Annotated in this window: 9 protein-coding genes; 3 read left to right on the top strand and 6 right to left on the bottom strand. The window is 43.5% G+C overall.

Annotation, left to right across the window (positions count from 1 at the left end):
• Window positions 1–78: 78 nt before the first annotated feature.
• From QYT14_RS09280 to QYT14_RS09270, 3 genes are all read right to left on the bottom strand, one after another.
• Window positions 79–1,743, bottom strand: coding sequence for a glycoside hydrolase 43 family protein (locus QYT14_RS09280; RefSeq protein ID WP_288324693.1), 1,665 nt, complete (start codon window positions 1,741–1,743; stop codon window positions 79–81).
• A 10-nt stretch (window positions 1,744–1,753) separates the two neighbouring features.
• Window positions 1,754–2,968, bottom strand: coding sequence for a DUF4861 domain-containing protein (locus tag QYT14_RS09275; protein ID WP_288324694.1), 1,215 nt, complete (start codon window positions 2,966–2,968; stop codon window positions 1,754–1,756).
• A 77-nt stretch (window positions 2,969–3,045) separates the two neighbouring features.
• Complete coding sequence (locus QYT14_RS09270; protein WP_288324695.1) at window positions 3,046–4,665, bottom strand: glycoside hydrolase family 28 protein; 1,620 nt, start codon at window positions 4,663–4,665, stop codon at window positions 3,046–3,048.
• Window positions 4,666–5,035: 370 nt separating this feature from the next.
• Here QYT14_RS09270 and QYT14_RS09265 point away from each other — a divergent pair, with 370 nt between their 5' ends.
• The 3 genes from QYT14_RS09265 to QYT14_RS09255 are packed head-to-tail and all read left to right on the top strand — an operon-like array spanning window position 5,036 to window position 7,633.
• The gene (locus QYT14_RS09265) at window positions 5,036–5,893 is read left to right on the top strand and encodes an enoyl-ACP reductase (protein ID WP_237039246.1); all 858 of its coding nucleotides are present in this window, start codon (window positions 5,036–5,038) and stop codon (window positions 5,891–5,893) included.
• Between the two features lie 6 nt (window positions 5,894–5,899).
• A complete protein-coding gene (locus tag QYT14_RS09260; protein WP_288324697.1) occupies window positions 5,900–6,907 on the top strand; it encodes a gliding motility lipoprotein GldB in 1,008 nt (335 codons plus the stop codon).
• A 21-nt stretch (window positions 6,908–6,928) separates the two neighbouring features.
• Window positions 6,929–7,633, top strand: a complete 705-nt coding sequence (locus QYT14_RS09255) for an SAM-dependent methyltransferase (protein WP_005940971.1) — start codon at window positions 6,929–6,931, stop codon at window positions 7,631–7,633.
• Window positions 7,634–7,727: 94 nt separating this feature from the next.
• Here QYT14_RS09255 and QYT14_RS09250 read toward each other — a convergent pair whose 3' ends face one another.
• From QYT14_RS09250 to QYT14_RS09240, 3 genes are all read right to left on the bottom strand, one after another.
• Entirely contained in the window at window positions 7,728–9,680 is a 1,953-nt protein-coding gene (locus QYT14_RS09250; protein WP_288324699.1) for a family 20 glycosylhydrolase, read from the bottom strand.
• 124 nt (window positions 9,681–9,804) lie between these two features.
• Window positions 9,805–9,996 carry a hypothetical protein gene (locus QYT14_RS09245; RefSeq protein ID WP_288324700.1) on the bottom strand — a complete coding sequence of 64 codons (192 nt, stop codon included), beginning with the start codon at window positions 9,994–9,996 and terminating at the stop codon, window positions 9,805–9,807.
• A 29-nt stretch (window positions 9,997–10,025) separates the two neighbouring features.
• Entirely contained in the window at window positions 10,026–11,321 is a 1,296-nt protein-coding gene (locus QYT14_RS09240; RefSeq protein ID WP_288324701.1) for a 6-bladed beta-propeller, read from the bottom strand.
• Window positions 11,322–12,022 lie beyond the last annotated feature (701 nt).

Genomic DNA, 12,022 nt, shown 5'->3' with positions numbered 1-12,022 from the left:
AGGCTGGTTTAGTTTTGACACACTCCCTTTTAAATTATTAATGCAATACAGGTCTGCCAAAGATGATAAATATCTTCTTTATTTTTCAATTCTGAACCAATCGACATCTGTCCAACCACCGTCATTGCTGACAATGGCAGGGCGGGTGCAGAAGATACCAACTTTGGCACCAATCCATTTTCCTTCTTTTACTTGGAATGTTTTTCCCAGTGGTTGAAACTTCTTGCTGTCTGTACTATAGCTCAGCTGACATTTCACAAGCAGGTCATGACCTCCTTCGCTGCCTTTTATTTTCTCTCCGTTGGCAGAGAACTTGGCACGGAGATAAACGGTACCGTCTTTTAAAGGAACGGAAGCATTCACTTTTTCAGAACCGGAGCGGTCGGCTTTCATACATTCTACCTGTGACAGTATCAGACCGTTGTCTGTGTTTTCAATCACCAATCCGGCATAGTCCATTCCCATTACTATCAATCCGGTACGTTCCCCTTTATACTTTTCTGTCGGTTTGAAAGTCAGTTTGGTTGTGGCAGTAAAGTTGGGAGCCGGAGTCTTCTGCAACATCAGGTTAGAGACATCCCAAAGACTCTTATAATCTTCGCTGACGGGGTAGGAGTAGAGACGCACATAGCTTTCCCCTCCATTGAAATAAGCCCATTTCTCATTGATGTTGGCTTGCCACTGCCATTGAGGGGATAATGTATAGCCGTCAAATTCATCACTTTCCTGCGGAGTGCAGATGGGATAAGTTTTGCCTACATTGGGTTTCTTGTATGTCAGTACAGGTTCGCCGCAACCATCCCCATCTTCATCTACACCGATTACAGGCCAGTCGTTCACCCATTTCATGGGTTGCAGATGAACCAGTCGTCCGTAAGCGCCTACATCCTGAAAGTGTATGAACCAATCTTCTCCGGTGGGAGTATCTACCCATCCGCCCTGATGAGGACCGTTTACAGGTGATTTTCCTTGTGCCAGCACTGTCTTCCATTCGTAAGGGCCGTATACGTTCTTTGAGCGCAGTACCACCTGCCATCCTGTAGGTACACCACCTGCCGGATGGAAGATGTAATAATATCCATTGCGTTTGTAGAACTTGGGCCCTTCGCAAGTCTGATGTACTTCGTGACCATCAAAAATGATGCGTGATTGGGTGATAGCTTTAGTGGCATCAGAACTCAGTTCGCAGATGCTGATTACACTTTTCAGTCCGGCACGGCTTCCTGCATACGCATGAACCAAGTATACGCGACCATCTTCATCCCATAGGGGGGTGGTGTCGATAATTCCTTTTCCGGGCTTCACAAGGACAGGTTCACTCCAAGGTCCTTCCGGATTCTTGGCTTTGACCATAAATACTCCTTGGTCCGGGTCTCCCCAGAAGATATGGAATGCTCCATCGTGATGGCGGATGCTGGGTGCCCATACGCGATTGCCGTGTTCAGGGCGCACATCGGTGACGGGGGGAAGTGCATAGGGCACTGCTGCACCGATGATGCTCCAGTTGACAAGGTCTTTGGAATGCAATATTTGTAATCCCGGCAGACAGTTGAAACTGGACGAAGTCAGGTAATAGTCTTCTCCTACGCGGCAAATGTCGGGGTCGGAATAATCGGCGTAGAGAATTGGGTTTTTATAAGTTCCGTTACCTTGGTCGGCTATCCATACTTGAGATACGTAATTCTGTGCAGAAGCCGATAAGAAGCATGCTTCTAGCAGACAGATAGCGATGAGTCGTTTCATAGTACTGCTTTTATTTAACTGTGATTTTGCACGGATGTTCCAATTCCTTTTTCCATTCGGGAAGGTACTCGAACCATGCTTTCATGTCTTTGAATCCGAAACTCTCCTTCTTTGAAGTAAAAGTGGAGTAGTAATGGAAATGTTGTTTTCCCGGAGCTTGCAGGATATATAGATAATTGGACGCATCTTCTACTTCCTGTGTTCTGTATTTAGGGATGAAAGTTCCCATACCTGTGGTCTCCTTTGCATAGCCCAAGGTATCACTTACGGGCCAGTCCGTACCCCAACTGCCCAGCAACCCTTGGTGGTCACTCATGTGCTCTCCTTTTTTCAAAATCTGTACGCCTGCAGCGAAAACTTCTTCTTTCAAAGGACGGTCGAACATGACATCGATGCGTATATCACGATGCCCACCGTAAATGGTATACCGGTTGGTCATATTCAAATCATTTCCTTGATATTCCCAGCCTATGACTTCCACTTCTGCAATGGCGCGTACCGGACCGGATGCCAATATCCGCTCCGTGCGGTTTACTACCGGTTTTATGTGGGTCGCTTCTTTACCGTTCCAGCCTTTCAAAGCACCTACTCCACCGCTGTTGTACACCCGCAAGGCATCGTCGCCATAGCCGTTTGCACGTTGCTCTTTCGTGGGATAAAAGCAGGTTTCCTTTATTTCCAGGCGTTTGTTTACCTTACTATAAGGGTCAACTGTTTGTTTTTCGTTGAAATAGATACGGTAAGCCACCAGTTCACTTTCTATGGCAGGCCCGTGATGATAGACAAAGCTATATACGTTTTCCGTTCCGGCAGCTGAAAATCCGGTAATGTTGGCATACTTGTTATTATGTCCGTAAGCTTTCATTTGGGCATAGGTGCGGGCAGGATAAGTTTTGTCGCTCTTTTCGGAAGAAAGGACGATGCGGAAGTTCTTGCTGCTTTTGGCCGGCACATCGGCAAGGAAAGCCAGCTCGTCGGCACGGGCATCCCGATTCAGGTCGTCCAATTGAGATGGAATTTCTCTGTTACCTTCCCATACAGTGGCCGATTTTACGTTGAAGCCGGTCTTTAGACTGTTTAGGTCTATAACAATAGGTTCATCAGTCTTATTCTTGGTCCATTCGTTACTGACTTCTACTGTCAGCATCTTTTCTGCCTGCTGCGCAAAAGAACCGGTACAGCATCCTGCCAGCAATGCGAGGGCAATCATTGAGTGTCTTTTCATTATTATATGTATTAAATTCGTAACAAAGATAATATTGCATTCGACTGATGTCATAACCCCCATTATCGGGAAAATTATTAGAAATTGAGTTCTTTCCCACCGGCTCCAACTTCAGCATGAGTCTGTCCGTCAATTGTTACATTGGAAACTTGCTGCATTTTCAGTGTAGAACCATCTTTCAATAATTCTATCTTGATATTCTTCATGCTTACCCCATCTGCTTCTTTCAAAACGATGCCTTCTTTGGCATTGGATACAGTGATGTTCTCCATATTTATGTTCTTTATTCTCATCTCCGGCAAACCGTTGAAGAATGCGGCTCTTCCAACTCCCTTGCAAGTAATGTCTTTGATAAAGATATTGCGGAACACCGGCGTCTCTTCCGTTACTGCAGGAAGAATATCCTCCACGTCCTTTTTATCATCTTCATTCGGGTCTTCTCCACGTCCTTTTCCGCCATAGAACAGGTTGAAAATCAACGCTTCATTAGGAATGTTAATCATATTGATATTACTGATATAGATGTTTTCCACCACACCTCCGCGTCCGCGCGTGCTCTTAAAACGCAGTCCGACATCCGTACCCAGAAACGTGCAATTATCGACAAAGATATTCTTTACTCCCCCCGACATTTCGCTGCCTACCACAAAACCGCCGTGTCCGTGCAGCACCGTGTTGTTCATCACAATCACGTTCCGGCAAGGCTCTCCGCGCCGGCGCCCGTCTTCGTCCTTGCCCGACTTGATGCAGATACCGTCATCGCCCGCATCAAAAGAATTGTTGATAATCAATGCCTTGTTGCAAGATTCCAGGTCGAGGGCATCCCCATTTTGTGAATACCAAGGATTGGAAACGGTAACTTTGTTAATTGTAATATTCTCGCATGACAACGGATGCAGACACCAACTAGGAGAGTTCTTGAATGTAGCACCCTCCAGCAGCACCTTGTTACATTTCACAAAGTTCAGCAATACCGGGCGCAACCAGTCACGGATGCTTTCCCATTCTTCATCCGTCTCAATACCTTTGGGCACATTGAAGTTGACACAAGCCATAGCCCCTTTTCTCGAACCTTCACTGGGATACCATACTTTAGTGTCTTCATCCACAATGCCGCCCGATGCCACTTTTTTCTTCCATTGGCTTTCGGTCAGCTTGTCCATTTTCACGGGACGCCATGTGTCTCCGTTACCGTCGAATGTTCCATGACCGGTAATGGCGATATTTTCGGCATTGCGAGCCGAAATAGGCGATTGGCAACGGCGTGTTTCCAATCCTTCAAACGACGTGTCGATGATGGGGAATTGCGAATGGTCATCGGTAAACAGCACCAACGCATTCTTCTCGGTATATAAGTTGACATTACTCAATAATTCGATAGGCCCTGACAACCAAAGTCCCGCCGGAATCACGACTTTTCCGCCTCCCCTTTTATTAACATCCTTTATAGCATTGTTGATAGCTTGGGTATTTAGCGTCACTCCATCGGGCACCGCGCCGAAGTCGATGATATTGACCGAATAGTCGGGAAACTGCGGTTGTTCCACTTTGTCCATCCGAAAAGGAAGGCCGGCATACACATCCGGAGAAATTATTTCTTCCGGGCTGTCTGTACTTGGGCAGCTGTTGCATCCTGCAAAGAATGGCAGCAGACATGCAGCAATGATGAGCAGCATTTTTCTTGATAATGTAATCATGAGTATTATATTGTATGTTTAAGATTAATAATCGTAATCCTCGTGTCTTGTCTTAAGAAGGCTTATCACCCCCTCTCGTAAACCACCCTCACGGGCTGTCTGCGAGAAGAGCGATAATGTTTCATCTAACCTAATCCTAACCTTAAATAAATATTATGAAAAAACCTCTTAATTCGGAAGCAAATATAGCGGATGTGATTCTCCCGGGTGTGTATAATTTGACAGAATAGTGGGATTTATTGATATTTTAAAACTTTTGAAGTGGAAAAACTGTTCTAAAACTGCATTCTTTTTGCATTTGTGTGCAAAAATGAGGCATAATTCATTTATTGTTTGTATCTTTGCAAACTAATTTAACACTAATATAGGTATGAGTTACAATTTGTTGAAAGGAAAAAGAGGTATTATTTTTGGTGCATTAAATGAACAGTCCATTGCATGGAAAGTGGCAGAAAAAGCTGTTGAGGAAGGTGCTGTCATTACATTATCCAATACTCCGGTGGCAGTCCGTATGGGTGAAGTTTCGGCTTTGGCGGACAAGTTGCATTGCGAAGTGATTCCTGCTGATGCTACGAGTGTAGAAGATTTGGAAAATGTATTCAAGCGTTCAATGGAAGTACTGGGTGGCAAGATAGATTTTGTTTTGCACTCTATCGGTATGTCTCCCAATGTTCGTAAAAAACGTACTTACGATGACCTCGATTATGATATGTTGGGCAAGACTTTAGACATCTCTGCCGTATCGTTCCACAAAATGATTCAGGCTGCCAAGAAACTGGACGCCATTGCAGAATACGGTTCTATTTTGGCTTTGAGCTATGTAGCCGCACAGCGTACATTCTACGGATACAATGATATGGCTGATGCAAAGGCATTATTGGAGTCTATTGCACGCAGCTTCGGATATATCTACGGACGTGAACATCACGTGCGTGTAAACACTATTTCCCAGTCACCGACCATGACCACTGCCGGTTCGGGCGTAAAAGGCATGGACAAACTGTTCGATTTTGCCAACCGTATGTCTCCGCTGGGCAATGCTTCTGCCGACGAGTGCGCAGATTACTGCATAGTAATGTTCTCCGACCTCACCCGCAAAGTGACCATGCAGAACCTTTTCCACGACGGTGGTTTCTCCAGCGTAGGTATGAGTCTTCGCGCCATGGCGACTTACGAAAAGGGATTGGACGAATATAAAGACGAAAACGGAAATATCATTTACGGATAATCACAGATGATACGCAAAATTATATTCATATTGGTAGGCCTTGTTGCTCTTTCTTCTTGTCATTGGAACGGAGGAAAGAGTGGCAATACTGCCGATTTGGATATAAAAGTAGCCCGTTATGACCGTTTGTTGTTCGAGTATGTGACCATGAACAACCTTTCGGCACTGCAAAAGATGAATACTGATTTTCCGCAAGCCACCAAACTTCTGATAGAAGATGTGCTGGCCATCGGTGAAGTGGACGACAATAAGATAAACGACCGTCTGATGGAGTATTATGCCGATACCACCTTATTGGTATTGATACAGGATGCCGAAGAAAAATTCAAGGATATGGGTTGGATAGAGAAGAAACTCACCAAAGGCTTCAAGCAGTTGAAGAAAGAAGTTCCCTCTTTGCCCGTTCCTCATTTCTATGCCCAACTTTCCGCCCTCAATCAGTCGGTAGTGGTAGGAGACAGCATCGTAGGGTTCAGCATAGATAAATATATGGGGGCCGATTATCCCCTCTATAAACGTTTTTACTACGATTACCAATGCCGCAGCATGGAGCCCGACCGCATTGTTCCAGATTGTTTCACCTTTTATTTATTGAGCGAATATCCCATGCCTTGGGGTCCCGGACGTACCTTGCTCGATATGATTCTGCATAGGGGAAAAATCAATTGGGTAGTAGCTCGCATATTAGGTTATGAATCATTTGAGAAAGAGATGGGATATGACGAGAAAGAGGCGGAATGGTGCAGGAAGAACAAAGCAGCCTTATGGAAAGGTATGCTGGACAACGGACATCTGGATGCTACCGATCCGTTGATTGTGCGCAGCTATATTCGTAAAGACCCTTTTATACCGATTATGACAGGTGGTGAGCGAACCCCGGCAAGTATCGGTGTGTGGATGGGCATATTGCTGATAGACGAATATATGAAGACTCATGACGACGTAACCATAAATGATTTATTGAACGATACCGACTATCGCCGTATATTGAGTGAAGTTGATTTCAAGCCCTGATTATTCTGAAAGAACTGAATTATGGAAACAGCATTATATCTGTTGCCCGTCACTTTGGGCGACACTCCCGTCGAGAACGTATTACCGGTATATAACAAGGAAATTATCCTTGGCATCAAGCATTTTATAGTCGAGGATGTGCGTTCTGCCCGTCGTTTTTTGAAGAAAGTGGAGCGTAGCATTGATATTGATTCACTTACATTCTATCCATTAAACAAGCACACTTCTCCCGAAGACATTTCCGGCTATCTGAAACCGTTAATGTCGGGTGAGTCTATGGGAGTAATTTCCGAAGCCGGCTGTCCTGCTGTTGCCGATCCGGGAGCCGATGTAGTAGCCATTGCCCAGCGTAAGAACCTGAAAGTGGTTCCGTTAGTAGGGCCTTCTTCCATTATTATGTCTGTCATGGGTTCGGGCTTTAACGGTCAGAGTTTTGCTTTCCACGGTTACCTTCCCATTGAGCCGGGCGAAAGAGCCAAGCGGATTAAGGTATTGGAACAGCGCGTTTACTCAGAAGACCAAACGCAGCTCTTTATCGAAACTCCTTACCGAAACAATAAGATGGCGGAAGACATTCTGAAAAACTGTCGTCCTCAAACCAAGTTGTGCATTGCTGCCAATATCACTTGTGAAGGAGAATATATCAAGACCAAGACGGTAAAAGAGTGGCAGGGAAAATTGCCGGATTTATCTAAGATACCTTGCATCTTTTTGATATACAAATAGCACATTTCGGATGTGGTTTGTGCTGTCACCATCCCACAAAACGTCCGGTTTATCGGTGGTTTTGAAAGGATGGGTGATAGCAGTAGCAGCACTTTTATTTTAAAATAATCTCTTTGATGATTGGCCAGCAAGTATGTTGGCCGGTTATTTGAATCTTGACTGCTTTTATTGTTTTAGCAGCATCCAGTGTAGTCGATGCTTGCCCCAGTTCATCAAATTCACCTACTTTCACAAAGTTCTTACCATCTTCACTAATCAAAAGATCGGCCATGGTGATATAATCTTTGGAATCTCCTGTTATGACTTTCACTTCATTTACTTTCATCGGTTCACCTAAAACGATTGTAAAATAATGCTCCGGCCCCACAGAAGTTCCACCCCAGAAGAAAGTATTCGATTTGCCATCAAAAGCATATTCTGCATGGTAAGGAGGATTTCCCGGAATATTGGTGTCAATATGTGCATTACGAACCAAAGCAGGCTTTTCGTTTGACGGAACAAACTCCTTTTCATTCATGGCATCATCTTCATAATAATTGATATCCAGTTTCTTCATAACAGGATAAAACGTGGTAATACGTTGATAAAAATCATCCCAATTTCTGGCAGAAGGCTCACTCCATAGCACCTCCGACAAGGCACAGATGCGAGGATAAAGCATCCATTCCACACGGTCCATAGTAGTGATGCGTTCAGTCCACAAAGCAGCCTGTCCTCCTTTTATCAACGCTTGTTGTTCAGAAGTGACTCCTTCTGATACGGGATTCCACTCATATACTTTACGGGTAGAGTTCCCAGCATACCCCCAGTCGAAATAACAACCGTGCTGCGGACACATGATAACAGATATGCCATGTTCCAAGGCAGCCTTCTGTTTTTCCACGCCATTATCCCTCCAAATAGTCAATACATCATTCGGACTGGCTGCATGTCTGTCATTTATTTCCCCCCAGCCTATCATTATTTTACCCTTAGAACGAATCAATTCACTCATTTTACGAGTGAAGTAATCCTGAATTTCCCCCGGAGATTTCATTCCTTCGCGTTTGTAAAGTGCCATACATTTTGGACATTTTTCCCAAATATCAGTAGGAACTTCATCACCTCCGAAATGTATATATTGCGAAGGGAAAATTTCGATAAGTGCATCTATTACATCTTCTGCAAAATCGAATGACTGAGGATTGCCGATACAAATCATATTTTCATTGCCACGTTTGCGTTTGTTCCAGTCACGTTCCTCAGGAGTGGCTTCGAATTTTCCTCCCCGGCAAGATAGTTCAGGCAATGCGGCAAGCAATGCAATGCTATGACCGGGCAAATCTACTTCCGGAATAATCTCAATTCCCCGTGTTCCGGCGTATGCTACGATTTCCTTCAAGTCCTCTTTGCTATAATATTTTCCGGACAATTCGGGAAAATCATAATAATAGGTACCTTCTTTTACTAAATTGGGATATTTATTCATAGATAATCGCCAGGCTTGATTATCAGTGAGATGCATGTGAAGGGTGTTGAGTTTGAAAAAGGCCATGTGGTCAAGTGTTTCCTTCAATTCATCTACCGTCCAGAAGTGACGGGCACAATCCAGCATCAATCCTCTATAACCGAATACAGGCTTGTCGTGTATGGTGAGTACCGGTAATTGAGCATCTTTTGCAGTCATAATCAGTTGGAGTAAACTGGCCAAACCATGATTGACGCCCTGTGTATCGCCGGCTTCTATTTTAATCCGGTTTTTCTCTATATTCAGCAGATAGGCTTCGGCAGAAAGTGACTCGTTTTTAACGATAGCCAAAGTGCCCTCCGAATCAGTTAACGATACGGTTAACGAGGCTGTCTTTTGCAAGTCTTTCACAAAATTGTTTGCGGTGAGTTTCCACTCATCGGGTACTTGTATGCTTTGTAAATTACTTAATGGAAAAGCGCCTTTATGAATTTCTACATTTTCCGCCAGCGGAATAAGGTCTACCTTTTCTACCAATTGGGTTTCACACGAGGTCAGTAACAAAGCAAATGCTGCAATAGCAATCCGGTTTTTCTTCATAGATTTAATAAGAAACTGTTTTGATTAAATAATCGATATCCATTTGTCAATCAGTAGATTAATTGTAATTTCGTAACTTAAAGGTCTTTTGATTAAATAAGTTATGAGCTATAATCCAACTAACCTAATTGAAAAACAGTGGCAAGGTATCAAAAATATCGTAGAGCCACAAGGAAGAAGCAGGAAAACTTTGGCTATCACCCACAGGCAGGTAGAGACCGCAGTTCATGGCATTCAACCGGAGGTAGTGGGGATATTCTTTTCGTGTTGTCAAATCAAGAAAAGGAGGTTTTGTGCCTTCTTCAAAATATTCCATTTCATTTAAATCAATGATGTGTGTTTTTATTATTTCTTTTTTAAATATGCCATGATTAATACAGGGTTGTCGTCTTCTTTCAATCCGTCGGCAAACGCTACTAGTTTCTCGCTTACCCATTCTCCCTTTTCTTTCTGTTGGGCGATATACTCTTTCAGTTCATAAGGCCATATCCAGCTGACCATGGCACCATTGTGTACTCCCAGTCTTAACTCAAAAGGTTTTCCACCATCAATGTCATCAGTCAGATGTTCTGATATGGCAAAAGTATTTCCGTTGGTCTTATCAAGGAAGGCTAATAAACGTGGGGAATATCCGCGTATACCTTCATAGGCAATAATGTTCATCCATTGCATCACTACATAGCGTTCGGATTCGTATGCGCTGAGTATTCTTTTCTTATTGTCTACCAGTTTGGCATATTCGCTATTCTCAGCAAGAAGTTTTTTAGTCTTTTCATCCCCCTTTGCCTGGCGTGATATCTTCACCATTCCTGTAATATATGTTATATAGTCATTGAGGAAAGCACGTTTATCCGGCCCTAAATCTTTCATATCAAATTTCCATCTCACTTTTAGCCCATTATCAGTTACTGTGTACATGCAATCGGTGAAGAAATTATAGAATAAGGTATGTCCGTCGTAGTCTGAAAACTCATATTGGATACCTTGAGCATAAACATTGGCCGGCTGATGCAGACTGCTGTCTAGCGGAATACGTTCGCTATACACAATGTCGAGATTCGTATTCATCCAATATACAGAATCGGGATAATTGACAAGCATATATAGGCTGTCGGCTGTAACCATACCTGCCAGACCCGTCAAGGAACCGCCACTAATCATGCCTCCGCTTGTATATTGTATCGTCTTTTCTACTCCTGTAAACTTGCCATTCCTGTCATATTGTATGATTTTGTTTCCCTGTGTATAGAATAAGCCACGCTTTTCGTCATAGGTAACCATATAGCCCCATGGACTGGTATCTTCTCCCGGTCCGCCTCCCAGTTTTCCTATTTGTTTGACATATTTTCCTTTAGCATCGAATAAGCGTCCGGGAAAGGCACACCAATACGGCTTTACATACTGTAATAATCCGTTGGTCAAATATACTTTTGTTTCCAAAGGCACATATACGATACTGTCCACCACTTCGGATAATTTCATGGATGGAAGTGCCTTTTCAATGGCATCGCCGATTCTGATAGTGGAATCCAAGACAAATGCTGTCTCTTCACTTTCATCACTTTGTTTTTTCGACTGGTTTGTGCAACCTGACAATGCAAGTATACACAATATCAAGATGGTGTTTCTCATAATCTTCATATTGTTTTGAAGTTTGAAGCAAATATAAACAAAATATTTAGAGGTGTAACGATGTTGGGGATACTTTTGGTACACAGATGACTTTTTGCACTATTCTAAAGTATACAATTGCTACATTGAAAAATGTAACTTATTGTAAATCAGAGATAAAAGTATCAGCTTTTTCGGTAGTACTTTGTTCCTTCAGAACCAAAATGATAAAGTACGGATTCCCATCTCGAATTCCGATATTTACTGATGATTGCGTCGTTTCTCCCTTTCTCCTTTCATTAGCCATTGAAACGCTCTGCTGATGGGTGTTCCGGTAGTGAAGGGATATCCCATCACTGCCCTTTCAGCCTCCTTTCATTTGTAAAACTCCTTCCGGCTTTTGAACTTTTTCGATAATACTTTACGGTAGGGGCGGACCCATGTGTCCGCCCAATGACCCCAATAACTTAAAGTGAACTGTTCTCGGGCAGACACATGGGTCTGCCCCTACAGAAAACGGCAGGCTGAAAAGAGGTGTAGAAAGTACACAAGGGATTGTGAAGGGACTTGGAAAGTGCGGCTGAAGGGAGGATGAGGGAATGTGCCGTCATTCTTAACCAATTGATTATGTGAGTGTTTTAATTAAAATGTAAGGATGAACGGAAAAGAAGGACGACCGACTTAATGAGGGGATGATGCAATCTGCCCCTACATGAAAAACATACCGAGCT

The sequence above is a fragment of the uncultured Phocaeicola sp. genome (assembly GCF_948499155.1).
In the GTDB taxonomy this organism is placed as follows: Bacteria; Bacteroidota; Bacteroidia; order Bacteroidales; family Bacteroidaceae; genus Phocaeicola; species Phocaeicola faecalis.
This window is presented reverse-complemented; position numbering and strand designations above follow the sequence as displayed.

Bases quoted from the DNA above. Each gene is read 5' to 3' on its own strand.
- QYT14_RS09265 (WP_237039246.1), top strand. From the start codon at position 5,036: ATGAGTTACAATTTGTTGAAAGGAAAAAGAGGTATTATTTTTGGTGCA.
- QYT14_RS09250 (WP_288324699.1), bottom strand. From the start codon at position 9,680: ATGAAGAAAAACCGGATTGCTATTGCAGCATTTGCTTTGTTACTGACC.
- QYT14_RS09240 (WP_288324701.1), bottom strand. From the start codon at position 11,321: ATGAAGATTATGAGAAACACCATCTTGATATTGTGTATACTTGCATTG.
- QYT14_RS09260 (WP_288324697.1), top strand. From the start codon at position 5,900: ATGATACGCAAAATTATATTCATATTGGTAGGCCTTGTTGCTCTTTCT.
- QYT14_RS09245 (WP_288324700.1), bottom strand. From the start codon at position 9,996: ATGGAATATTTTGAAGAAGGCACAAAACCTCCTTTTCTTGATTTGACA.
- QYT14_RS09275 (WP_288324694.1), bottom strand. From the start codon at position 2,968: ATGAAAAGACACTCAATGATTGCCCTCGCATTGCTGGCAGGATGCTGT.
- QYT14_RS09255 (WP_005940971.1), top strand. From the start codon at position 6,929: ATGGAAACAGCATTATATCTGTTGCCCGTCACTTTGGGCGACACTCCC.
- QYT14_RS09280 (WP_288324693.1), bottom strand. From the start codon at position 1,743: ATGAAACGACTCATCGCTATCTGTCTGCTAGAAGCATGCTTCTTATCG.
- QYT14_RS09270 (WP_288324695.1), bottom strand. From the start codon at position 4,665: ATGATTACATTATCAAGAAAAATGCTGCTCATCATTGCTGCATGTCTG.